Below are 22,765 nucleotides of genomic sequence, written 5' to 3' on the forward strand. Positions count from 1 at the left end.
TATTGTGACTAGGTCTTAACACATGTAATATACCACATTTCTCTTTTCGTGGATACATTAGAATCATGTTCAAGTTAATAGTACACGATTACGTCATACATTGTAAGCGTTTACGATTACTCTTCACTTTTTTCTATCATTTCCCGTCATAAAGAAATGCAAACTTGAATGACGCTTTTAAGTTTCTATCCAATATATCATGAAATCACAAAAAGAAAAAAGCCGGAATGTCCGGCTTTCGTACTTTTTAAAGTCTATCTATTTGGATGCATGGTATTCAACAGCTACTGTTTTGCCGCTACCAAGGTGTTCGTTTGCCACATTCATGATCTCAACCACTTCTTTTTTCGATAGTTTATCAGCTTTTACAATTACTTTGATCTCATTGTTCATCGTGCTTACTAAAGCATCATTGAATCCCATCGATTTGATCAATGTTTCTACTGTTGATTCTTGCATAGTAAGTGACTGAAGCTCTGTCATCTTAGCCCACGCATCAGCTTGAACCTCAGCAGAAGCGTCCTCAGATCCTGCAACAGCTACATAATCAGCACTCATCTCATCACGAACTTCATCTCGCTCAAGGCGAAGCGCAGTAAACACATCGTCGTTCGCAACACCTGACACAGTCGCTTCCTTACCTGACTTCTTTCCTGCCTCCAAATAAGCAAGATCATCCGTTCCTCCAGGTGCTGTAATATAATACACAGACAGCACAATGATTAAGCTAAGCATAGTCAGAAGCCAAACGGTTTGTTTTTTCAATAACATTTGTTTATTCCCCCTCAGGATTTTTTGGTCCTACAAAAATCTGGTCACTACCAATATCAAAAACCTTTTTAACGAGCTCTATAATCATAGACTTTGTCTGGATGTTCTCTGCACCTTGTGCCAATATCGCCACACCTTTGATCTTTGGTTTTTCTGTAGTAACGGTTATCGGCTCTTCTCTGCCATCATTTGAGATGATAACTACTTTTTCATCTATCTTTTGATCTTCTATCGTTCTCTTACCGCCGTTTTTATCATTTTCCGATGTAGTCTGGCTCTGTGTGCTATCGTCAGTAACAAACTCTCTTTTCTCTGTTGTTGAAAGTTCTACCATAACGGAAACTTTGCCAACTCCTTGCATCTGTTCTAATAGATCTTTAAGTTCATTCGAGTAACGATCTTCATACGTTTTGATATTCTTGTCAGTGACTTCTTTCGCTTGTTTAAAAACCGCCTCCGATTTTACCTTCGATTCTGGCACCAGTCCGTTTAATGAACTTTTTTGAGCAGGGGAGTCTATCATTTTGCTAATAAACATAAGAGAAATTCCCAATAGAAGTAAGACTAGTAAGTACTTTTGTTTATTCCCTGCTTTATCACTCAGCTGCAGCCGTTTTTTTATCTGTTCCCAAAATGAACGTTTCATTGGGATAACTCCTCTCCCCCTTCCAAATGTACATCAACTTGGTCTGCATCCAACTGCCACTGATTGGTCAAAAACTGGATGACTTCGTTAGAAACCGGTTGTTCGAGCGATTCTTTTCTCTCAGGATCAGAAACACTGACATCTACTTCTGATACTTCAGAGATTTCTGCTTGGTCGTGGTATTTGGCTAGTACCACTTTGGCACCCCTTATATCTTCAGGCTCCAACGGCTCTTTACCGATTTCCGTTTGAATTTGAAGATCGACAATCTCTAACTCATAAGTCTGTTTCAACTCCTCTTGAACTTGTTTTTTCATTGGGACAGCCATTTGCTCTAATATATATGCACGTTGAGCGGATTGTATTTCACTTTTATTCTCTTCTATTGAATTTTTTATTTCGTCTTCTTTCGCAGGTGCTGGTAGATCCATTGCGAGAAACACTTGATCTAGATCTGTATTAATTAGTTTGAACAGTGGAGAGAGCATGGCGAGTAGGATGAGTAAACCTACAACCATCTTGATATAATTTTGAAATTGATTACCAGGTAACAACAACTCGATGACTCCTGCTAAAAGTACAAGAATAATAATATTGGTTATCCATTCCGTTAAAAATGCCATGACTCCCCTCCTATCTGACCATCAGCGTAACGTTGCCGGCTGCGATTATAATCGTTATAGCTAAAAAGAACATGATAGACACCGTCATAAGGGCCGCAAAGATAAACATGACACTCTTGCCGATGATGCCTAATGATTCAACAATCGGCCCACCGCCTAAAGGCTGAAGAAGGGCTGCAGCCATGCTATATATAAAAGCTAGTATTAAAACTTTGATGGCAGGAAATATAGCTAAAAGAAGTAACAATAGTGCCCCTATTATGCCTACTGAGTTCTTTAGTAAGATAGAAGCACTCATGACGGTATCTGTCGCATCTGTAAACATACGGCCTACGACGGGAATAAAATTACCTGTTATAAATTTTGCTGTCTTGATCGTAATTCCATCTGCCACTGCTGCCGTTGCACCTTGTACACTCATTACACCTAGGAAAACGGTGAAAAAAAAGGCGAGTGCACCCATGCTGATATTTCTTAACAGCTTGGCCAACTGTGTGACTTTGTGATGCTCTGACATCGTTGAAACGATGCTTAATAGTGCAGATAAAAAAAGAAGCGGCAATACAAAATTCTTGATTAAAAGGCCGCTAGTATTGACTAAAAACAAGATAACCGGATGAAAAAAAGCGACTGAAGCGATGCTTCCCACCGTTGCCATCAAAGCCAGCAGAAGGGGGATGAGGGCAATCATGAAACTTAACATGCTATCGATCGCTTCTGTTGCATAAGAAATCGCAACATGAAAACTGTTTAAAGCTAAAATGATTAAAACCATATAAATAATGCCATACGCCACTTTAGAGATAGCTGATCGATCAAAAGCATTTTGGATGGATTGAAGCAGCATGCTGAATACGGTAAGCAGAATTAAGGTTCCAAGCAGTTTTCCGTGAACAACAAGTTCATGAAACATAAACTTTAAAAGGCCGATCATGTAGCCTTTTATAGAAAATTCTTTTTCTCCTTTTACAAATTCAAGGAAGGTTCCTTTTTGGCTTTCTGGCAAGAATCCTCCGTACTCACGGGAGATGCTGTCCCAGTATTGTTTGATTTCATCTAGCTGCATAGAGGAAACTTGTTGATCTACCATTTTTGAAGTGATCGAGCTCGCTGATGCGGATTCTATGGGGCCAAATAGGTTGAAGGAAAAGATTATGAGTAGAAGTAGACTTGTCCGCACCATCACTTTCTTCATCTTTACAACCCGCCTTCTTATTTCGGTATAAGCGTCAGAACGGTTTCAATAATGACCGTTAGAATTGGTATCGCCATCACGAGAATCAGTATCTTACCACCTAGTTCAATCTTAGAAGCTATAGCTCCCTGACCTGCATCTCTGGTTATCTGTGCTCCGAACTCAGCAATATAAGCAATACCAATTATCTTTAGTAACGTTTCAACATAGACCATGTTTACATTTGCGTTGATGGCAAGCCGTTGAAGCATCGTTAGAATTTGCCCGATCTTATCAATCAGAAACAAAAAGATTCCTGCTCCGACCATGAGTGTGACCAAAAAAGCAAAATTCGCTTTTTGTTCCTTAAGGACTAAGGCTAAGAAAGCAGCAACCAGTCCAAAACCAACAATTTGGATAATTTCCAATCTGGCCCCCTCCTTAATTCTGAAACAAAAAGACACCCTTTACTTTTTCAAATAAATCATCTAAAAGAGTGATGACCATAAAAAGGGCAACAACAAAACCTAGAAGAGTGACCCAGTGAGCATAATCCTCTTTTCCGATCATCTTTAATACGGTATGAAGCATCGCAACGATAATGCCAAGTCCAGCAATCTGAAACACCGCGTTTACATCCAATCCCATTCGTAAAACCTCCCTGTTACATTAAGAGAATAACGATTAAAAGTCCCATTAAAACCCCAAGACTTTTACACATTTTTTCATAACGTTCTTGTATGTCCCTTGCTTCTTTTTCTTCGCGATTAAGGTGAGCTAACGTCAACTGAATCTGCTTCTGCTGATGCTCTTTATCATGCCTGCCAAGGGTTGCCCCAAACTGGCGGAGGACTTCGATCTCCCCCATCTTAAAAGAAGTTTCTTTGGCCAGAACAGCTAACTGATTATCCCAAGCTTCTTGCACCGAAAGCTCGCCTTCCGCTAATCGGTCTGATATGGTAAGAAAGAAAGTGGACAAAGGTTCTTTTAAAGGTCTTCCGATATGCAAAAACGCCTCATAAAGAGGAGTTGATCCGTACATGATCTCGGCCTCCAAGGCTTGTAGGGTTACTTTTAATTCTCTTAACTTCTTCGGCCGTTCTCTTACTCGCTTTGCCCACTCAAAACCAAAGACCGTTGTGGCTGAAAGAATAGCGATCGCACCTATCCAACTCATCATGCTGCACCACCAGATGATCTGTAGATCTCATTCAATGCTCCGTCATAGATTCTTTGAATCGTTCCCGGTCCTTTATCTCGGCTCAAAATAACATACCTTTCAAATAAAGAAAGATCTCCTAAAGGTTTCATCACAGGTCGTTTCAGTGCATCTTCTATAGAGCTACCATGTGCGGTAAAAATCATTTGAACACCCGCATGCATCGCTTCTAATATAGCTTCACCGTCTTCTTTTCGACCGATTTCATCAACAATCATCACTTGAGGGCTCATTGAACGAATGAGCATCATCATCCCTTCCGCTTTCGGACATGCATCAAGAACATCAACACGTCTTCCAAAGGTATGTTGCGGAACACCCTTTATGCTACCCGCTATTTCAGAGCGCTCATCTACTATTCCAACTTTAAAAGAAGGAATATTTCTTTGCTGAAGGCCACAACTCACGAGTCTTGCAATATCTCTTAATAAAGTGGTTTTCCCGGTTTGTGGAGGACCGATCAGCAATGTATTGAGCCATTTTTTTTGATAAAGATAAGAAACAAGCGGTTCTGCGATTCCAATCTTCTCTCTTGCTATCCTTACGTTAAACGAACTAATATCTTTAATGGCTTTTACGAATCCATGCTCAGTGATCACTTTTCCTGCTAGTCCTACACGATGACCGCCTGAGATGGTGATATAGCCCCTTTTTAATTCCTCTTCAAGTGCGTAGAGAGAGTGCTGACTTAACCGATTGAGCAATACTTGCGATTCTTCAGCCGTGATTGAACCTTCAGACGGATAGATCGGTTTGCCGGAACAAAGGATTTCCATCGGTTGTCCAATTCTAACCCTGATCTCTTCTACAGATTGAAGAACAGATGGGGGCAAATTTCTTAAGATATGCTGAATTTTATCTGGAAAAAGTCTAAAGATCGTCTCCATGACCGTTTTCTCCTTTAAAAGGCTAGTACTATAAACGTATGGCAGACATTTAAGCTTTATGCCAATAAAGGTAGATTTGAAGTTAGAAGGGAAGATAGAGGGGTTTTTGATAGATTGTTCATAAAACATTCATGAAAGAGTCTGTATTGATGGTAGGGCTTCTCATATAGTAGGAAGCCCCATTGGTATCAATTGATTGAAAAAATAAGTCGGAAGCCACTGTAGTAGAAAAAAAGCTCAGATTGTTTATAAATATAGGGTTATGTAAAGTTTATTTCCAATTTCAATCGGATTTAAGTGATTTTTTATGGAAGATAAACAAAATAGTGAGCAAAGGTTCTAAACACTGTATGTGGAACTATACGTAGTGGGGTATTTTAGGTATTAATCCCTGAAATCCTTATAAACATTCAAGAAATTTCGGACTTAATTCCGCGAGTTTCAGCATTAATCCCGCGAGTTCTTGCCTTATATCCGCGAGTCTACAAGAATCGACAAACAACAGGCATCAGATACCCTACTTCAAACAAACCTGCATCCATTTGCGTCCTGTTCGAAGCTTACTACATCATTACTACATAAAAAAACCTCACTCCAGAATGGAATGAGGTTTCAAAGTTATAGACTATGCACGAGAAACGTAAGCTGCATTTCTTGTATCGATGATCAGCTTGTCCCCTTGGTTTACGAAGAAAGGAACTTGTACGATCAAGCCTGTTTCAAGCGTCGCTGGCTTCGTTCCACCAGAAGCTGTGTCCCCTTTAATACCAGGCTCAGTCTCTGCTACTACTAATTCAACGGTGTTTGGAAGTTCTACACCAATCGTCTCACCTTGGTACGTCATGATGTGAACGGTCATGTTTTCAAGCAAGTACTTTAATTCGTATTCGATTTGAGAAGCTTGAAGTTCGATTTGCTCATAAGATTCGTTATCCATGAACGTGTGAGTATCTCCTGATGCATATAGATATTGCATCTTACGGTTTTCGATATGAGCTTTTGCTACTTTTTCTCCACCGCGGAATGTTTTCTCCTGGATACCACCTGTACGAAGGTTACGAAGTTTCGAGCGCACAAATGCTGCTCCTTTTCCTGGCTTTACGTGTTGGAACTCAAGAACTTGCCAGATTCCTCCGTCAACCTCGATCGTTAATCCTGTTTTAAAATCGTTTACTGAAATCATGTTTTATCCTCCTGAAATACCTTAACTTAACGTTAAAAGGGTTTTAGTAGAGTGGGTAAGTGATTCATTGCCGTCTTTTGTAATGAGAGCATCGTCTTCGATCCGAACTCCGCCTACACCTGAGATATAAATACCTGGTTCAACTGTCACAAGCATTCCCGGTTCAAGAACCGTGTCAGACTTCATGGATAGAGCTGGACCTTCATGCACATCTAAGCCAATTCCATGTCCTGTTGAATGTCCAAAGTAATCACCATATCCTTTTGAAGCGATGTAATCACGCGTTAACGCATCTGCATCCTTACCTGTCATTCCTGGTTTAATGCCTTTCATACCTAGCATCTGTGCATCATATACGACCTGGTAGATCTCTTTTAGCTCATCCGAAACATTTCCAATGGCTACAGTACGAGTGATATCTGAACAATAACCTTTGTAGTATGCTCCAAAATCCAAGGTTACCAATTCACCCGTTTCAATCTTCTTATCCGAAGCAACTCCATGCGGAAGTGCTGATCGGTAGCCTGAAGCCACAATAATATCAAACGATGAAGAGACGGCTCCATTTTTTCTCATGAAGAATTCTAATTCATTTGATACTTCCCGCTCAGTAAGTCCGGGGCGAATATACTCGATAATATGTGAAAAAGCGGCATCGGCAATGGATGCTGCATCCTTTACTATCTTAATCTCTGATTCATCCTTAATCAAGCGCAACTTTTCCACAAGCCCGGATACCGGAACAAGTTCAGTTGTATTGTAATCTAATTGTTTCTCATATGTACGGAATGTAGAGTATGTCACATGGTCTTGCTCAAAACCAAGCTTACGCACAGAAAGCTCCTTCGTTAACTTTGCAACCTCTTCGGGAATAGGATCGGTGTGCATCACAACACGGTAACCTTGTGCCTGTTCCGCTGCTTGAGTCTTATATCTAAAATCAGTCACTAGAATCGCTTCGTCTCTCGTGATCAAAAGCACGCCTGAACTTCCTTTAAAACCACTTAAATAAAAACGGTTTGAAGAAGATGTAACCAATAGTGCATCAATATCAAACGTATCGAATAAACGTCTTGCCCGTTCTACACGATTCATAACGTTTCCCCCTTCTGTTGATTATGAAAAACTTGAAGAGCTAATTTATAACTATCAAAACCAAATCCCGAAATCTGTCCGATCGTAACTGGAGCAATAACAGATTCTCGTCGGAATTCCTCTCTAGCATGAACATTTGATAAATGGACTTCGATTACGGGGACATCAACACTGGCAATTGCATCTCTAATGGCATAACTATAATGAGTATAGGCACCTGCGTTTAAAACGATACCACTAAACTCACCTTCAGCTTCGTGAATAAAATCAATGAGATCTCCTTCATTATTGCTTTGTTTAAATGAGATATCCAAGAGTAGTTCTTTTGAAAAAGAAACAAGTTCCTCTTCTAGATCTTCCAATGTATGCGCGCCATATATGCCAGGCTCCCGCTTCCCCAATCGATTTAAGTTCGGTCCGTTTATAACAAGAAAGTTTCTGTTTTTCACCCGAAACACCTAGCCTTTGCATAAAAAAATAGAATGTTCATAAAACATTCTATCATAGCGTCTAATCATTTGAATAGTTACGAACTTTGTGTAGATTCCTTGTTTCCTTGGGACTGGCCATGACGTTCACTGTATTCAAATGAGATCGAGTAACCTACAAAAACACCATATAAAATATAGATGCACAGCGTTGTTGTTATCGTATTTTTACCAATCGTATTCATGGGTTCCAATCCCGGAAAGATCGGGTGAAGCAAGAAAAATACAATTCCCCATAGTGCAACACCGAAAAGAATACCAGCCCACATGGATTTGATCTTGGCAAACGCATATCGATATGCAATTGCTACTAAGATCGAAAGTAGAGCAATAATCAAAATACTGATTAGTTGGCCAATCCACTCAGTTTTCCACTTTCCAAGTGCCCATGGTGCTAAAACCAGTGCAGGACCTACTTTTGAAAAATTTAAATAGTAGGCGATAAATCCGAAAGAAGCCCAAATCAAGCCTCCAAAAAAACCAACACCAACGACTCTGCTCATGAATGAAGATTGAGATTCTTGTTTATTTTGTTCTAGTTTTGAATCGCTCATTAACGACCACCTCCAACACTATTAGTATGTCCACAAAACCACTGCCCAAACTTCTCACACTCTTAACCAATCATATTCCGGGTAAATCATGTATAAAATGGGAAAAATACAATCATCCTTTGTGGAGGAATATCCTGCTTTCCTGTAGAATAGAAAGTACCTACAAAACTTTAGGCTGGGGGTTCAACATGACAAAAGAGAAAAAGCCCGCTTACGGCGGCCAGGCCGTATTAGAAGGGGTTATGTTTGCCGGAAAGCACACCTATGTAACGGCAATACGCAGAAATGATGATACGATCGAGTATTTCGAACTTAAGAAAAAACCTTCTCCTGTTCTTTCAAAATTAAAGAAGATTCCTTTCTTAAGAGGATTTATAGCCATTATCGAAGCGAGTATGAACGGTACTCAGCATTTAAATTTTTCAGCTGAACGATTTGGTGTTAACCCCGGTGAAGAAGAAAAAGAGGAAGAAGAAAAACCATCTAAATTTGCCTTTTTCTTTTCTTTAGCCATTATCGGTGTATTATCTTTCCTATTCGGAAAATTTGTTTTTACGCTCGTACCCGTTTTTTTAGCAGAAGCTTTTCGTTTTATCGTACCCGGTCATTTAGGACAGAATCTGTTAGAAGGTTTGTTCAAGTTCATCTTTTTATTAAGCTACATCTATTTTGTTTCTTTAACACCAGCGATCAAAAGAGTATTCATGTATCACGGAGCTGAACACAAAGTAATCAACACCTATGAAGCAGGAGATGAGCTCACCGTTGAAAACGTAAAGAAGCATTCAAGGCTTCATTACCGTTGCGGCAGCAGTTTTATTCTATTTACCGTGATCGTCGGCATGTTTATCTATTATTTCTTTCCATCAGATCCGTTATGGCTAAGAATTTTATGCAGACTCGCGCTTATTCCTGTCGTTTTAGGGGTATCTTTTGAAGTATTACAGTTAACTAATAAACTAAGAGATGTTCCTGTTCTTCGTTACCTTGGATACCCTGGTTTATGGCTTCAACTTTTAACAACGAAAGAACCCGATGAAAAACAAATAGAAGTTTCTATTATTTCTTTTAATGAAATGTTACGTCGTGACGCATCCTATGAAAGTGAACTTAACGCAAGTAAAATCGTTTAATCATAAGGAGGTGAACCTGTTGCAACAGAATCAAAGAAGATTGCATCCTATCATTTGGTTTGTTATTTCACTGGCTATTGTCGGTATTCTCTATCAACTAGTCACTTCACCTCGCGATTTATTTACAACCATTCTGATCGGAGCAGCAGTGGTCGCCGTGTTTTACTTTATCTTTCGCAGAACCTCATCGGGTGTAAACGGCAAGTATAGAAAAGCAGTCAAGCAATCTCAAAAACGGTATGGCACGAACCAAAAACCAGCAAAAACTGCCTCACCGTTGTTCTCGAGCAAAAAGACTGCTAAGAGTTCCGCACAAAGAAAGAAAACACGTGAACATCACTTAACCGTGATCGAAGGGAAAAAGAATAAGAAAAAAAATCGAGCCTCCTTTTAAGGATTAGGCTCGATTTTTATATGCTGGATTCGGGTATCTCTTACTTGTTATCCAGCTCTGTAAAAATTGCTCAGCTCGGTCATGACCAAACGTATAAAGTTCATTCTTTGCTTCTGAAGACAATTGAAAATCGATAACAGATACATGCTTTACGGGCATAAAAATAATATCCCGGGCATCATGCGAATCGATGTATCGGTTATCATGCGCTTGCATCATCGTTTCAAACAAAGCTTTAAACAGCTGAACCGCATTTTTTACATTATGAGTTGGAATATGGTCGTTGATGTACGAACTCAATTGAAAACCTAACACCGGCCGAACAGGCACCCTGTCTTTTCTTTGAAAAAGCCACATCGGAAAATTACTCAAAACGCCTCCATCTACTATAAGACTTTTTTGTCCAACACGATTAAAAAGTTTGATGGGATAAAAGAAATAAGGAAGACTGCAGCTCATCCTAACCGCTCTTGCCACCGGAAAACGCTCCGGCAATAACCCATACTCCTCGAGATCATCTGGCAAAACGATCAGCCTTCCTCGAGAAATATCAGACGCAATGATCTTAAGACTGCCATAAGGAATATCCGCAAACGTAACAATTCCCCGTGCCGCTAGAAGAGAAGCTACCCAGTTCTCTAGATAATCTCCCTTAAAAAGACCTAGTTTCCAATAAAGTTTCAACCAATTCATAAAAGGAACAGGCACAATCGTTTTGCTTGTATCCAGAAACTTTCGAAAGTCTAATTTATCAATGATTTCTTTCATTTCTCCCGCGTTATAGCCTGCCTTGATCAAAGCAGCCATCAAAGCCCCCGCACTTGTCCCAGCTACCCTCTCGAAACAGAGGCCACGATTCTCAGCTGCTTCAACAGCACCAATCAACGAAAGCGCCTTGATGCCTCCACCTGAAAACACACCATCAATTCGCATAAACATCTCCTCCACTACTATCCTAATCAGTAGAAGATGTCCTTTATTACCGATTCTTCAAAAATAACCTCTTTTATTATGATTTGTTTTGGTCAGGGAGGCGGGAGGCGGAACTAACTTACGGTATTCTCAAGGGATACAGGCTGGGTATGGTTGAGATTTCAATTTTACTGTCCACTTCACAAGAAATACTGTCGGGTTTTCTTCATTTACTGTCCACTCTTAGAAAAATACTGTCCACTTTTCATATTTTACTGTCCACTTCTTACAGAATACTGTCCAATTGTCTCGACGGACCTTAGCACGTATATATAAAAAAACAAAATAAAAACAACCATAAAAATTTATGATTGTTCTTGTTCTTCATTCTTTGCTTGAACTTCTCTTAATGACTTTATCCGATTTTCATCTTCTTCAAAAAATTGAACTAGATCTCCAATTCGATCAATAGCGTTCCAACTTAAATGATGTTCGATACCCTCAACATCTTGGTAGATGTTTTCTTGGTCGACCCCAATAACTTTCAAGAATTCTTCAAGTAACTCATGTCTATAAACTAGACGTTTTCCAAGTTTTTTTCCGTTCGGTGTTAGAACGAAACCTCTGTATTTTTCATAAACGACATACTTGCCTTTGTCGAGTTTTTGAATCATCTTGGTTACTGAAGAGGGATGCACTTCTAGGTTCTCAGCGAGATCTGATACCCTGGCATAGCCTTTCTCTTCGATTAGGGCATAGATGCGTTCTATATAGTCTTCCATACTTGGGGTTGGCGGCAAATTGTTCACTCCCTATACTAAACCAGCTTGGTCTCTATAAAAAGGATACTATAGAATGGTAAGCGTGACAAGGGAAGCTGTCTTGGCATTTGATCAAGTAAAATATTCAATCTTTGCTTGTGGAAACATCGTATGAATATAATTTTCTACCGTTTCACGCAGTCTTGTCGCCTGATCATCTTGATAAACATATTTTCCAATTCCATATCTACCCCACTTATACTTACGCTCTTCTTCATTCATTTCAAGCTTTGATTTTGGGTAGTTTTTTTCGATAACACGTTTTGCAGGTTTCGTAAAACGGTGCTGAATCAGCTCAAACGTAAGGTCGTTCGTTAGATGCTTTGGAATCTTCGCTTCTAAGATATCAAAAAGTTCTTTATAGCCTTCTTCCCAATCTTTATGAAGATAAAGTGGTGCCACTATAAAACCTAATGGATACCCTGCTTCTGCAACTTTTATGGCAGCATTAATACGCTCCTCAAGCGGACTTGTTCCAAGTTCGAAGTTCTTTATTACATATTGGGAGTTTACGCTAAAACGGAAGCGGGTTCTACCTTGGTGTTTCGCATCTAATAGATGATCTACATGATGATACTTCGTCGTAAATCTAAGTCGACCTAAGTCTGTTGCACCAAAAAACTCAATCGCTCTTTTCAAATTATGTGTAAGATGGTCTATGCCGACAATATCAGATGTACATGAAGCTTCGAATCGCGTGATCTCAGGCGCCCTTTCCTGCATATACTTTTCGGCTTGCGCGAAGATCTCATCTGTATTCACATATGTTCGTAGGTAAGGCTTGCTGCCGAGTGTCGTCTGTAGGTAACAATAGTGACAATGCCCCATGCATCCCGTAGCAAGAGGGATCGCATACTCCGCAGATGGTTTTGATGTATCAAATTTCAACGTTTTTCTGATACCTACCACAAGCGTTGATTTTGCCGTTCTATATTTTTGAAAGTCATTATCTCCTGGCAAATCACGAATTTGGTTATGTGATGTGGTCTCTCTGATTTCAACTTCTAACTTACTAAAACGATCGTACAGTTCTTTACCTAATGGATACTCAAGTGCTCGCGGTTCAAAATAGATCAACTGCGGCATAAACGGTTTATTGGCACCAGCCATAGTCATACACCCCACAATTTTTTTTCACAAATGATGGAGTTAGTATGTGCCAATCACCACAAAAGAAAAAGGAAGGAACATTTCCAGTTCCTTCCCTTCCTTTTTATAGTCCGCATTTTAACTGTGCGTTACAGTTTGTACATGTGTTGCATCCACCGATTTCTTTCACTTTCCCTTTTCTACATACCGGACAAGTGTTTCCAACTTCGTTACCAATGGTAACATCTGTAGAACGAAGATCAGTGATCGTATCTAAAATAACAACTTTGCTTTTTTCTTCTTCCATACCAAGATCGATCTCAGTTTGTTCAAATGTCTCTTCCGCTTTTAGTGTAAGAACCTGTGAGTCACGGCTTCCATCTACATACACCGTTCCACCTTTTGCTCCACCCTTATAAAGGCGTTCGTAAACTTTTTGAACTTGATCAACTGTATAACCTTTAGGAGCGTTAACCGTTTTTGAGATCGAGCTGTCTACCCAACGCTGGATGACACATTGAGTATCTGCATGTGCTTCTGGCGCAAGCTCCATTGCAGCAACAAACCACTCAGGCAGTTCATTTTCGTTCGCTTCAGGATTGCTGTCTAAATATTCTTTTACAATATCAGCTTTCACTTCAATAAATTTCCCAAGACGACCACTGCGGAAGTATGAGAATGAGAAGTAAGGCTCTAATCCTGTGGAGACACCAACCATGGTTCCTGTGGATCCAGTTGGAGCAACAGTCAACAAGTGAGAGTTACGAATGCCAAATTCTAAGATGTCTTTGCGTAAATCTTCAGGAAGCTTCTTCATATACCCTGTTTCAGTAAATCGTCTACGCAACTCGTTAGTCGTCTCATCTGAATCGCCTTCTAAGAACGGGAAACTTCCCTTCTCTTTAGCAAGTTCGATTGAAGTGCGGTAAGCCGTTACAGCGATCGTCTCGAAAATTTGGTCTACCAGTTGGTTTCCTTCTTCAGATCCGTAAACGGTCTCGCAATAGATAAGAAGGTCATGTAATCCCATAACTCCTAACCCTACACGACGTTCCCCTAGTGCTTGGACTCGGTTTGGTTCCAAGAAGTATGGTGTTGCATCAATTACGTTGTCCTGCATACGTACGCCAACTTCAACCGTTTGTTTTAGTTTTTCAAAGTCCACCGTTTTGTTTTCTTTGTCAGCCATGTTTCCAAGGTTAACTGCAGCGAGGTTGCAGACACTGTATGGTGCAAGTGGTTGTTCTCCACATGGGTTCGTTGCTACAACTTTTTGTCCATAAGCTGTAGCGTTCGTCATGTCATTTGCATTATCGATAAAGAAAATTCCTGGCTCAGCTGAGTATGTTGCACAAATGTTGATCAGGTTCCACAGTTCCCGTGCTTGAATTCGTTTGTATACGCGAATACCATAGCCTTTCTCTTCCCAAACACGAACATCTCCGACCTCATGCCACTCGTTGTTGTAAGCTTCCATCTCTTCCGGCGTGTATGCCTCAACGCTAGGAAAACGTAATAGATACTCAGAGTCATTTTCTACGGCTTCCATAAATTCCTTCGTGATCGTAACAGAGATGTTTGCACCTGTTAAAAATTCAGAATTATGAACGCTGTACGTTCCTCCATCGCGAAGCATTGTCTCAGCATCGCGTAGAACGTCCGAATCAAATCCGCCTGTCCCTGGAATATCCTTATAGCGAAGGATTCCTTCGTACATCGCTTTTTGAGCTGGTGTCAGTGGTGTAAACTTCAATTTATCTTGAGCGACTTGTTTAATCTTCTCGTCATTTGTATTTTCAATTAAGTAACGCAAAATGCGAGGATTTTGCATTTTAGAAATAATGAAATCAATGATGTCAGGGTGCCACGTTAATACCCTCTCGTTAGAGATATTTCTCAAGGCAATAAGCCTATCGGGACTAGACTATATCATCATCCTCAGCATAACCTGTTAGGAGTCGGGCACTTCGGAAGAATCTCTCCCTACTCTACTCATTCACCTTAGCAAACTTTCGATAGTCGTTGAACCTTCCTCATATCCAAAAGGACTTAGAGGCTTGGCTGCTGATTTCCCAATCCAATCACTTTTCTAGCATTTACGTTCACCGTTTCCGGTCCCGATTTAGCAGATTGGCTCTAAGGGGTTTCCAGCAATTCACCCGATTTTCTAGTCGCTCATTTTCTGAACGACGCGGACTAAACAATTTATATAATCTTTTTCCTTACCATAGGTTTTTTCATGACATTTTCTACATAATGTTATACCATTAGAAATTTCAAACATCTTTTCAGGAAATGTTTTTTTAGGAAAAATATGATGTGCTGCAATATCTCTTGTATCACTATTACATAGTGGCATTTTACAACGATACCCATCTCTTTTATATACTTTCAATCTCCACTCTTTGTAGTCTGCTGAATCGGTTATATCTATAGTTTCTTTTCGGTTATCAAAAAGATAATTTCTATAACAAGTTTGATTACAGAAGTTATTCTGAGACTTTTTATACGAAGAGAATCTAATCTCTTTGAGTTGATTGCAATAAAAGCATCTAATCTTTACTCTTTTTTTTATTCTGGATGCCTTTATCTTATCAATGGTTTCCTTTGTCCTTTTTTTACCTCTATTTGGCTTACCCTTATCGATTCCGTGGTGGTTTCTGATAGGTATACCATGATACCTAAGACGATCAAGTATAACCGAATAACTAACACCGCATTCATCAGCAATTTGAGTGTAACCTTTTTGATATTCTATATACTGTGTTTTTAACCAGACTATATCATCATAAATTTTCCCTGAGTTTTTTATAACGGTTTTTCTTATCCCGTACTTTCTAAGTAACCTTTTTATTTGGTTTCTCGTTTTTCCTGTAAGAATACTAATTTCTAATGCAGATTTATTTTTATTAATGTATAAGTCATGTAGGTATTCATAGTTGTTCATTTGAATACCCCCTATAAAAGGAATTTTTTATTGTTTTTTTTAATCCGCTAACATAATCATCTGAGCGCCTCTGCGACTTCCGCCCTGCTCAACCAGATGCGTCAACTTCGCGATGTCATCCAACCAGGATACTGATCCAGATGATTTTCCGTTTACGCCTCTTGCTAGTGCGTTCTTCGGTCGAAGCGTAGATCCGTTCGTTCCAACTCCGCCGCCGCGGCTCATGATCTCCATGACTTGCTTACGGTGATCAGAGATGCCTTCACGCGAATCTTTCACGTATGGCATTACGTAACAGTTAAAATACGTTACATCTGTTTCTGCGCCTGCTCCGTATAAAACGCGTCCAGCAGGTACAAAATTCATTTCTGAAAGTTCTTTATAAAACTTTTTGAATGATTCTTGGCGTTTTTCTTCTGTCGTTTCCACAGATGCTAAGCCTGTGGCATTTCTTAGTGCGATCTGCTCGTAGTAAACTTCTAACGGCTTGTCCATCACATCTAGTGAACGTGTGATCAAACCAGATTCAGCTTCTTCCGGCTTTTCTAGCACTGCTTTGAACTCATCTTCAACCAATACAACTGCGTTTTTATCATCCCAGTTGACAGATTGAATATAGCCTAGCCCTCTTGCTGGAAATTTTGGGTCTTCTTTTACCGTTAATACAACAAAATCACCCGGTTTTAAGGTTTTCTTCTCTGTGTCTTTGAAGCTGTATCGATCTAGCATGACCAGCCGTGAAACACCTTTGTGTGTTGTTTTCATTGTAGAAGTTACGGGGTGCACTTGTGGAAATTGAGCTATATCACTGTTGAGAGCGTCAATATTAATACCCTTTTTAACAGTTGCGACTGTGTCCATCTTTCTCCTCCTCTATTAAAATCACATACGGATGCACATCTATATCTTGTATGTATAAGTTCTACCCTTATACTATATATACGTAAACCTCATGTCAAAGAAAAAAAATTGTCAAACTTAAAATCATGAGGATTTTACAGCAATTTGATGAATCCTGAATATTTTTGATGATTTTATTAATGAATGGGGTTTATTTTAGATTTGTATAATTTGGTAGTTTTGAAAAGCCGTACGAACTCTTGGTTTTCAAAATATCCTCTTACTTTCCAAAAAAAATTAATATCTTGACATCTTTTTTTCTGATAATTAGAGAGCAAAAATAAAAAATCGATATCTCTATGAGATTTCGATTTTTCACTATTAACGCCTGAACGTCCACTCATCGTTACGATAACGAGTATCGGCTATGTTTTGTACTTCTGCCCACTGATCATCTGTAAGCGTGTACGGCACAAGGTTTACGTTTAAACCGTCCTCAAATCCTTTTTTAAAGGCAGTCTTCGCGTCATCAATTGAAACAGGAGCATCTAGCAGTGTGTTGATCGCCACAGCTTTTTTCTTAAACGCTGTCTGCATTCTCTCTCTTAATCTGTCACTAGAATACTTAAACAGATCGAACAGTTTGTCTTCATCTAGGTCCAAAAGAATTGATCCGTGTTGCAGGATCACACCTTTTTGCCTCGTTTGAGCACTTCCCGCTACTTTTCTTCCCTCTACGACTAATTCATACCACGAAGGAGCATCAAAGCAAACTGCTGACCGGGGATTCTTCAACCCTTCACGCTCTTCTTCTGTTTTCGGAACAGCGAAGTAAGCATCTAAGCCTAAACCTTGAAACCCTTCTTTGATTCCTTCTGAGATCACTCGATAAGCTTCGGTTACACTTTGTGGCATATCTTTGTGTGATTCAGATACGATGACGCTATATGTGAGTTCTTGATCATGAAGAACTCCGCGACCACCTGTTGGACGTCTCACAAAGCCCAGTCCATATTTTTTTACAGCATCAAGGTTAATCTCTTTTTCTACTTTTTGAAAGTATCCAATAGATAGAGTAGCTGGATTCCATCCGTAAAAGCGGATAACAGGTGGAATCTTTCCTTCACTGTGCCAAGTTAGAAGTGCTTCGTCCATTGCCATATTAATTGCAGGTTCGCAATTTCCAGAATCGATATAATACCAGTTTTCTTTTTCCACGTTTTTCGTCTCCCTGCCATTCATTCGTAACTAGTGTACCAAATTCGGCGAGTGTGTCAAAACAATCGCTTAAAGTCAGATTTTTCTTTTGCCTATAGAGCCGCGCACCGCTATAATTGTGGTAGATTGTTTAAAGGAGTGCAAGCGTTATGGGATGGATAGTTTTAGCAGGTATTGTAGTAGCTTTATTGGCGTATGTAATTGGTATGGGGCTTTATCAAAAGAGATTTTTAACTACTTTAAACGAGGAAGAGTTTAAAGCAGGTTATCGAAAAGCACAACTGATCGATGTTCGTGAGCCTGAAGAGTTTAAAAAAGGACATATCCTAGGAGCACGTAACATTCCTCTTTCTCAAATGAGACAGAGATTAAAAGAAGTGCGCAGCGATCAGCCTGTTTATCTATATTGTGAAAGTGGATTCAGAAGTGCTCGTGCAGCCAATTTTCTTAAAAAGAAAAAATATGGCCAGCTTCATCACCTACATGGCGGCTTCCGCAAATGGACTGGCCGTGTAAAATCAAACTAATATTAAAAGCAGCTCAGGAAAATTTCCAGAGCTGCTTTTTTGTATGTTTAAACTTGTTTTGAATATTTTAAGATTGGCTTTCTTGCGGCTGTTGCTTCATCCAGTCGTTTAACAACTGTAGTGTGAGGAGCTTCTTGAACCAATTCAGGTGTTTCTTCTGCTTCTTTTGAAATCTGAATCATCTTTTCGATAAATTCATCGAGTGTTTCTTTCGATTCCGTTTCTGTTGGCTCGATCATGATCGCTTCTTCTACACTTAACGGGAAGTAGATCGTTGGCGGGTGATAGCCAAAGTCTAAGAGACGTTTTGCGATATCAAGCGTTCTTACGCCAAGTTTCTTCTGACGGCGACCTGATAATACGAACTCGTGCTTACAGTGTTGTGTAAATGGAAGATCGAAATGAGGTTCAAGTCGGCGCATCATGTAGTTAGCATTTAATACGGCGTTCTCTGATACTTGATGTAACCCGTCTGGCCCCATCGTCATGATGTACGTAAATGCTCGTACGTTAATGCCGAAGTTGCCATAAAAAGGCTTCACTCGTCCGATCGATTGCGGGCGATCATATTCGAATTTATAAAGATCATCTTCTTTAACAAGAACTGGTTTTGGCAAGAATGGAATCAGATCTGCCTTAACCCCAACTGGTCCTGATCCTGGTCCACCACCACCGTGTGGCCCTGTGAACGTTTTATGAAGGTTCAAGTGAACGACATCAAAGCCCATGTCTCCAGGTCGAGCAAATCCTAATATCGCATTTGCGTTCGCTCCGTCATAATATAGCTTTCCGCCAGCTTCATGGACGATCTTAGCCATTTCTAATATATGCTCTTCAAAAAGACCAAGCGTATTTGGATTTGTAAGCATAAGAGCCGCAACATCTTGATCGACTACTCGTTTCAAATCTTCTAGATCAACAAGACCGCGCTCATCGGATTTCACCGTGATCGATTCAAAACCTGCAACGGTTGCAGACGCTGGATTAGTTCCGTGCGCTGAATCAGGAACGATTACTTTTGTACGATTGAAATCACCGTTTGCTTCATGGTAAGCACGGATCATCATAAGACCTGTCCATTCACCATGTGCACCAGCTGCCGGCTGCAGAGTTACTTCGTCCATACCTGTGATCTCAGCTAGAGATGTTTGCAGACGGTACATCATTTCCATCGCACCTTGAACCGTTTCTTCTTCTTGAAGCGGATGGATATTTGCAAATCCAGGGAAACGTGCTACATCTTCATTGATCTTCGGATTATATTTCATCGTACATGATCCAAGTGGATAAAAACCAGAATCCACACCATGGTTACGATTGGATAACGCTGTGTAATGACGAACGATTTGAAGCTCTGACACTTCAGGAAGATCCGCTTCTTCCGTACGCAAATAATCGGAAGGGATGATAGATTCTACGTTAATCTCTGGAACGTCAAGTTCAGGGATGCTGTACCCTACTCGACCTGGTTTAGACAATTCAAAAATTAATGACTGATGTTCTGTACGCATGCTAATCCCTCCAATACATTTGCAAGCTGATCGATCTCTTCTTTTGTTCTCATTTCCGTAACCGCTAAAAGCATATGGTTCTTAAGTTCTGAATACGAAAGACCTAAATCATATCCACCGATGATGCCAGATTCTAATAGTTTGGCGTTCACTTCTTTAGCTGTACACTTTAACTCGATAACAAACTCGTTAAAGAAAGGTCCAGTGAACGCTGTCTTGAATCCTTTTTCCTCAAGAACTTTTTTTGCATAATGAGCTTTTTGTATATTTTGGTGTGCTACTTCCTTCACACCTTGTTTTCCAAGTGCCGTCATGGCAATTGAAGCTGCAAGTGCGTTAAGCGCTTGGTTCGAACAGATGTTACTCGTCGCTTTATCACGTCTGATATGCTGTTCTCTTGCTTGAAGGGTAAGAACGAATCCGCGCTTCCCGTCTTCATCAACCGTTTGACCGACCAAGCGGCCAGGAACTTTACGCATCAATTTGGTTGTTACTGCAAAATATCCACAGTGTGGTCCGCCAAAACCTTGTGCGATCCCGAACGGCTGTGCATCACCAACTACGATATCCGCACCGAATTTACCAGGAGGAGTCAGTGCGCCGAGTGCTAAAGGATTGGAAGAAACTACGAACATTCCTTTAGCACTATGCACGATTTCTTCTATTTCTTTTAAAGGTTCGATCTGACCGAAGAAGTTAGGATATTGAACGATCACACATGCTGTTTGTTCATCAACTTCGGCACGCAATGCATTTAATGAAGTAACACCATCTTCTGTATCCACTTCTACCACTTCAAGATGCTGGCCTTTTGCATAAGTGTGCAAAACGGCACGTGATTCTGGATGTACGGATTTTGATACAACAATTTTCTTTCTACGTGTTTGAGCTGCTGATAATAAACCAGCCTCCGCAAGTGAAGTTCCACCATCGTACATAGAAGAGTTGGCAACATCCATACCTGTTAGTTCACAGATCATCGTTTGAAACTCAAAGATCGCTTGAAGTTCACCTTGAGAGATCTCAGGCTGATATGGTGTATATGCTGTATAGAACTCCGAACGAAGAAGCATGTGGTTTACGATTGATGGTGTGTAATGATCATATACACCAGCGCCTAAGAACGAAGCATGATCTTTTGTATTTTTGTTTAATGCTGCCAAGCGGCTCATCTCTTTAACTAGTTGAGGTTCTGACAAAGCTTCCTCGATTTGTAAGCGTCCTTTAAACCGAACTTCTTCGGGAATATCCTGAAAAAGATCTTCTGTCGTTTCGATTCCAATCGTTTCAAGCATTTCCTTTTTGTCTTGAGCAGTCATCGGTAAATAGCGGAACGTCATGGTTTCTCCCCCTTAAATATCTTATTTTCCTCGTTTATAAAATGGTGAAGCGACTACTTTTGCTTTTAAACGTTTTTGACGAATTTGTACTTCGACCTCTGTTCCAAGCTCCGTGAAATCCTTTTCAAGTAGAGCAAGTCCTAGGTTCTTCTTCAATGTTGGCGATTGTGTTCCTGTTGTAACTTCTCCGATCTTCACATCACCTTTAAATACCTCGTAATGTGATCGAGGAATTCCTTTATCGATCATTTCGATACCAACTAGCTTACGAGGTGCACCGTTCTTCTTTTGATCTGCTAGAATTTCTTTTCCAATAAAATCTGCTTCTTTATCTGTTTTTACAGCGAATCCGATACCTGCTTCTATCGGGGTAATTTCTTTTGTGAGTTCTTGACCGTATAGAGCAAGCTTCGCTTCAAAACGCAAAGTATCACGCGCCCCAAGTCCTGCAGGAAGCAATCCATCTTCATGACCCGCTTCAAGAACCGATCTCCACAGTTTTTCTGCATGTTCAGTTTTCAAATAAATCTCAAACCCATCTTCTCCTGTGTAGCCTGTTCGAGAAACAAGAGCAGATATTCCAGCTAGTGAAACATCTTCTTTAAAACGGAAGAATCCGATCTCAGAAAGATTGGTATCCGTAAGTTTTTGTAAAATCTCTTCTGCTTTAGGTCCTTGAATAGCAAGCTGCGCATATTCAGGAGATACATTCACAAGTTCTACACCTTCAGGCTTCTTGCTCATAAGCCATTCAAAATCTTTTTCAATATTTGAGGCATTCACAACGAGTAAGTAATCGTTTTCATCTCTTTTATAGATTAAAAGGTCATCTACTGTACCACCGTTTTCATAGCACATAGCCGTATATTGCGCTTGGCCGTTTTGAAGTTTCGAAACATCATTGGTCATTGTATATTGCAAGAACGATAGGGCATTAGGTCCTCGAACATCAAATTCTCCCATGTGAGATACATCGAATAAACCGGCTTTCGTTCTAACCGCTTCGTGTTCCTCTTTAATACTTGAGAACTGAACAGGCAACTCCCAACCACCAAAATCAATTACTTTTCCACCGTGTTCTTTATATGTCTCAAATAACGGTGTTCGTAACAATGTAGCCATGTGAATTCCTCCTTTTTCATACTTAAAAATTTTCGGACTTTTCTGGACAAAAAAAGGACAGAAAGACCCCTTATAAATGGGATCCTCTGTCCTGCAACCTGTAAGTTTCTCAAGTAAATATCCTTGAGTTTCTTCGTTGGTGGCTTTCATCTATTAAAAAAGCACTCTCCAGAGATGCGTCTAGCAAGAGTCTTTTTGCCTGAGAGTTTCACAATTGTTTGCTCCTTCGGCGCCGCTAACGCAGTCTCTCCTCTTACTTTCATTCGCGAGT

23 protein-coding genes, 2 pseudogenes and 1 riboswitch are annotated in these 22,765 nt (G+C 40.1%); of the genes and pseudogenes, 3 read left to right on the forward strand and 22 right to left on the reverse strand.

Going from position 1 to position 22,765, the window contains the following annotated elements:
• Positions 1-258 precede the first annotated feature (258 nt).
• The 12 genes from I5J82_RS10025 to I5J82_RS10080 all read right to left on the reverse strand — a co-directional run bounded on the left by I5J82_RS10025 (position 259) and on the right by I5J82_RS10080 (position 8,640).
• The gene (locus tag I5J82_RS10025) at positions 259-771 is read right to left on the reverse strand and encodes a SpoIIIAH-like family protein (RefSeq protein WP_191753866.1); all 513 of its coding nucleotides are present in this window, start codon (positions 769-771) and stop codon (positions 259-261) included.
• Positions 772-775: 4 nt separating this feature from the next.
• The gene (spoIIIAG, locus tag I5J82_RS10030) at positions 776-1,417 is read right to left on the reverse strand and encodes a stage III sporulation protein AG (protein WP_198767745.1); all 642 of its coding nucleotides are present in this window, start codon (positions 1,415-1,417) and stop codon (positions 776-778) included.
• Positions 1,414-2,040 carry a stage III sporulation protein AF gene (gene spoIIIAF / locus I5J82_RS10035; protein ID WP_198767746.1) on the reverse strand — a complete coding sequence of 209 codons (627 nt, stop codon included), beginning with the start codon at positions 2,038-2,040 and terminating at the stop codon, positions 1,414-1,416. Before spoIIIAF ends, spoIIIAG begins: the two co-directional genes overlap by 4 nt.
• A gap of 10 nt (positions 2,041-2,050) precedes the next feature.
• Positions 2,051-3,235: a stage III sporulation protein AE gene (spoIIIAE, locus tag I5J82_RS10040; protein WP_198767747.1), complete on the reverse strand. Its 1,185-nt coding sequence runs from the start codon at positions 3,233-3,235 to the stop codon at positions 2,051-2,053.
• A 17-nt stretch (positions 3,236-3,252) separates the two neighbouring features.
• Positions 3,253-3,642, reverse strand: coding sequence for a stage III sporulation protein AD (gene spoIIIAD / locus I5J82_RS10045; RefSeq protein ID WP_066396033.1), 390 nt, complete (start codon positions 3,640-3,642; stop codon positions 3,253-3,255).
• A 13-nt stretch (positions 3,643-3,655) separates the two neighbouring features.
• The gene (gene spoIIIAC / locus I5J82_RS10050) at positions 3,656-3,862 is read right to left on the reverse strand and encodes a stage III sporulation protein AC (RefSeq protein WP_191753863.1); all 207 of its coding nucleotides are present in this window, start codon (positions 3,860-3,862) and stop codon (positions 3,656-3,658) included.
• A 16-nt stretch (positions 3,863-3,878) separates the two neighbouring features.
• Positions 3,879-4,391: a stage III sporulation protein SpoIIIAB gene (spoIIIAB, locus tag I5J82_RS10055; protein ID WP_198768979.1), complete on the reverse strand. Its 513-nt coding sequence runs from the start codon at positions 4,389-4,391 to the stop codon at positions 3,879-3,881.
• Positions 4,391-5,320: a stage III sporulation protein AA gene (gene spoIIIAA, locus I5J82_RS10060; protein WP_198767748.1), complete on the reverse strand. Its 930-nt coding sequence runs from the start codon at positions 5,318-5,320 to the stop codon at positions 4,391-4,393. Before spoIIIAA ends, spoIIIAB begins: the two co-directional genes overlap by 1 nt.
• A 625-nt stretch (positions 5,321-5,945) precedes the next feature.
• Positions 5,946-6,503, reverse strand: coding sequence for an elongation factor P (efp, locus tag I5J82_RS10065; protein ID WP_198767749.1), 558 nt, complete (start codon positions 6,501-6,503; stop codon positions 5,946-5,948).
• A gap of 21 nt (positions 6,504-6,524) precedes the next feature.
• Positions 6,525-7,598, reverse strand: a complete 1,074-nt coding sequence (locus I5J82_RS10070; protein ID WP_198767750.1) for a M24 family metallopeptidase — start codon at positions 7,596-7,598, stop codon at positions 6,525-6,527.
• Positions 7,595-8,047 (reverse strand): type II 3-dehydroquinate dehydratase, encoded by a 453-nt coding sequence (aroQ, locus tag I5J82_RS10075; RefSeq protein WP_198767751.1) that lies wholly within the window; start codon positions 8,045-8,047, stop codon positions 7,595-7,597. The genes I5J82_RS10070 and aroQ overlap by 4 nt, the downstream gene beginning before the upstream one ends.
• Positions 8,048-8,124: 77 nt before the next feature.
• Positions 8,125-8,640, reverse strand: a complete 516-nt coding sequence (locus I5J82_RS10080) for a YqhR family membrane protein (protein WP_198767752.1) — start codon at positions 8,638-8,640, stop codon at positions 8,125-8,127.
• A gap of 188 nt (positions 8,641-8,828) precedes the next feature.
• Between I5J82_RS10080 and I5J82_RS10085 the strand changes: the two genes are divergently transcribed.
• Together I5J82_RS10085 and I5J82_RS10090 are read left to right on the forward strand one after the other, a co-directional pair.
• Positions 8,829-9,773: a DUF1385 domain-containing protein gene (locus tag I5J82_RS10085; protein ID WP_144699141.1), complete on the forward strand. Its 945-nt coding sequence runs from the start codon at positions 8,829-8,831 to the stop codon at positions 9,771-9,773.
• 19 nt (positions 9,774-9,792) lie between these two features.
• Positions 9,793-10,167 (forward strand): SA1362 family protein, encoded by a 375-nt coding sequence (locus I5J82_RS10090; protein ID WP_198767753.1) that lies wholly within the window; start codon positions 9,793-9,795, stop codon positions 10,165-10,167.
• A gap of 3 nt (positions 10,168-10,170) precedes the next feature.
• Here the strand turns inward: I5J82_RS10090 and I5J82_RS10095 are convergent, their stop codons facing one another.
• The 7 genes and pseudogenes from I5J82_RS10095 to I5J82_RS10125 all read right to left on the reverse strand — a co-directional run bounded on the left by I5J82_RS10095 (position 10,171) and on the right by I5J82_RS10125 (position 17,994).
• Positions 10,171-11,100: a patatin-like phospholipase family protein gene (locus I5J82_RS10095; protein ID WP_198767754.1), complete on the reverse strand. Its 930-nt coding sequence runs from the start codon at positions 11,098-11,100 to the stop codon at positions 10,171-10,173.
• A 344-nt stretch (positions 11,101-11,444) separates the two neighbouring features.
• Positions 11,445-11,861 carry a transcriptional regulator MntR gene (gene mntR / locus I5J82_RS10100; protein ID WP_066400195.1) on the reverse strand — a complete coding sequence of 139 codons (417 nt, stop codon included), beginning with the start codon at positions 11,859-11,861 and terminating at the stop codon, positions 11,445-11,447.
• 111 nt (positions 11,862-11,972) lie between these two features.
• Complete coding sequence (gene splB, locus I5J82_RS10105; RefSeq protein ID WP_198767755.1) at positions 11,973-13,010, reverse strand: spore photoproduct lyase; 1,038 nt, start codon at positions 13,008-13,010, stop codon at positions 11,973-11,975.
• A gap of 103 nt (positions 13,011-13,113) precedes the next feature.
• Positions 13,114-14,856: pseudogene (locus I5J82_RS10110) on the reverse strand (vitamin B12-dependent ribonucleotide reductase); the annotation flags it as partial.
• A 300-nt stretch (positions 14,857-15,156) separates the two neighbouring features.
• Positions 15,157-15,936, reverse strand: coding sequence for an HNH endonuclease (locus I5J82_RS10115; RefSeq protein ID WP_198767756.1), 780 nt, complete (start codon positions 15,934-15,936; stop codon positions 15,157-15,159).
• A 42-nt stretch (positions 15,937-15,978) separates the two neighbouring features.
• Positions 15,979-16,797 (reverse strand): annotated as a pseudogene (locus I5J82_RS10120) (ribonucleotide reductase N-terminal alpha domain-containing protein); the annotation flags it as partial.
• A 360-nt stretch (positions 16,798-17,157) separates the two neighbouring features.
• Positions 17,158-17,994 carry a lipoate--protein ligase family protein gene (locus I5J82_RS10125; protein WP_198767758.1) on the reverse strand — a complete coding sequence of 279 codons (837 nt, stop codon included), beginning with the start codon at positions 17,992-17,994 and terminating at the stop codon, positions 17,158-17,160.
• 149 nt (positions 17,995-18,143) lie between these two features.
• Between I5J82_RS10125 and I5J82_RS10130 the strand changes: the two genes are divergently transcribed.
• Positions 18,144-18,521, forward strand: a complete 378-nt coding sequence (locus I5J82_RS10130; protein ID WP_144699128.1) for a rhodanese-like domain-containing protein — start codon at positions 18,144-18,146, stop codon at positions 18,519-18,521.
• A 47-nt stretch (positions 18,522-18,568) separates the two neighbouring features.
• Here I5J82_RS10130 and gcvPB read toward each other — a convergent pair whose 3' ends face one another.
• From gcvPB to gcvT, 3 genes are read right to left on the reverse strand one after another with little or no spacing between them, the layout of a single operon-like run.
• Positions 18,569-20,032: an aminomethyl-transferring glycine dehydrogenase subunit GcvPB gene (gcvPB, locus tag I5J82_RS10135; protein WP_198767759.1), complete on the reverse strand. Its 1,464-nt coding sequence runs from the start codon at positions 20,030-20,032 to the stop codon at positions 18,569-18,571.
• Positions 20,008-21,372: an aminomethyl-transferring glycine dehydrogenase subunit GcvPA gene (gcvPA, locus tag I5J82_RS10140; protein WP_198767760.1), complete on the reverse strand. Its 1,365-nt coding sequence runs from the start codon at positions 21,370-21,372 to the stop codon at positions 20,008-20,010. Before gcvPA ends, gcvPB begins: the two co-directional genes overlap by 25 nt.
• Before the next feature lie 21 nt (positions 21,373-21,393).
• Positions 21,394-22,494 carry a glycine cleavage system aminomethyltransferase GcvT gene (gene gcvT, locus I5J82_RS10145; protein ID WP_198767761.1) on the reverse strand — a complete coding sequence of 367 codons (1,101 nt, stop codon included), beginning with the start codon at positions 22,492-22,494 and terminating at the stop codon, positions 21,394-21,396.
• Between the two features lie 177 nt (positions 22,495-22,671).
• A riboswitch (glycine riboswitch) is annotated at positions 22,672-22,757 on the reverse strand.
• Positions 22,758-22,765: the final 8 nt, after the last annotated feature.

Source organism: Fictibacillus halophilus, assembly GCF_016401385.1.
Lineage (GTDB): Bacteria > Bacillota > Bacilli > Bacillales > Fictibacillaceae > Fictibacillus > Fictibacillus halophilus.

What these genes read in the sequence shown, in the direction of transcription:
- I5J82_RS10025 (WP_191753866.1), bottom strand. Translation starts at nt 771, where the DNA reads ATGTTATTGAAAAAACAAACCGTTTGGCTTCTGACTATGCTTAGCTTA.
- spoIIIAG (WP_198767745.1), bottom strand. Translation starts at nt 1,417, where the DNA reads ATGAAACGTTCATTTTGGGAACAGATAAAAAAACGGCTGCAGCTGAGT.
- spoIIIAF (WP_198767746.1), bottom strand. Translation starts at nt 2,040, where the DNA reads ATGGCATTTTTAACGGAATGGATAACCAATATTATTATTCTTGTACTT.
- spoIIIAE (WP_198767747.1), bottom strand. Translation starts at nt 3,235, where the DNA reads ATGAAGAAAGTGATGGTGCGGACAAGTCTACTTCTACTCATAATCTTT.
- spoIIIAC (WP_191753863.1), bottom strand. Translation starts at nt 3,862, where the DNA reads ATGGGATTGGATGTAAACGCGGTGTTTCAGATTGCTGGACTTGGCATT.
- spoIIIAB (WP_198768979.1), bottom strand. Translation starts at nt 4,391, where the DNA reads ATGAGTTGGATAGGTGCGATCGCTATTCTTTCAGCCACAACGGTCTTT.
- spoIIIAA (WP_198767748.1), bottom strand. Translation starts at nt 5,320, where the DNA reads ATGGAGACGATCTTTAGACTTTTTCCAGATAAAATTCAGCATATCTTA.
- efp (WP_198767749.1), bottom strand. Translation starts at nt 6,503, where the DNA reads ATGATTTCAGTAAACGATTTTAAAACAGGATTAACGATCGAGGTTGAC.
- I5J82_RS10070 (WP_198767750.1), bottom strand. Translation starts at nt 7,598, where the DNA reads ATGAATCGTGTAGAACGGGCAAGACGTTTATTCGATACGTTTGATATT.
- I5J82_RS10080 (WP_198767752.1), bottom strand. Translation starts at nt 8,640, where the DNA reads ATGAGCGATTCAAAACTAGAACAAAATAAACAAGAATCTCAATCTTCA.
- I5J82_RS10085 (WP_144699141.1), top strand. Translation starts at nt 8,829, where the DNA reads ATGACAAAAGAGAAAAAGCCCGCTTACGGCGGCCAGGCCGTATTAGAA.
- I5J82_RS10095 (WP_198767754.1), bottom strand. Translation starts at nt 11,100, where the DNA reads ATGCGAATTGATGGTGTGTTTTCAGGTGGAGGCATCAAGGCGCTTTCG.
- mntR (WP_066400195.1), bottom strand. Translation starts at nt 11,861, where the DNA reads ATGGAAGACTATATAGAACGCATCTATGCCCTAATCGAAGAGAAAGGC.
- splB (WP_198767755.1), bottom strand. Translation starts at nt 13,010, where the DNA reads ATGGCTGGTGCCAATAAACCGTTTATGCCGCAGTTGATCTATTTTGAA.
- I5J82_RS10115 (WP_198767756.1), bottom strand. Translation starts at nt 15,936, where the DNA reads ATGAACAACTATGAATACCTACATGACTTATACATTAATAAAAATAAA.
- I5J82_RS10130 (WP_144699128.1), top strand. Translation starts at nt 18,144, where the DNA reads ATGGGATGGATAGTTTTAGCAGGTATTGTAGTAGCTTTATTGGCGTAT.
- gcvPB (WP_198767759.1), bottom strand. Translation starts at nt 20,032, where the DNA reads ATGCGTACAGAACATCAGTCATTAATTTTTGAATTGTCTAAACCAGGT.
- gcvPA (WP_198767760.1), bottom strand. Translation starts at nt 21,372, where the DNA reads ATGACGTTCCGCTATTTACCGATGACTGCTCAAGACAAAAAGGAAATG.
- gcvT (WP_198767761.1), bottom strand. Translation starts at nt 22,494, where the DNA reads ATGGCTACATTGTTACGAACACCGTTATTTGAGACATATAAAGAACAC.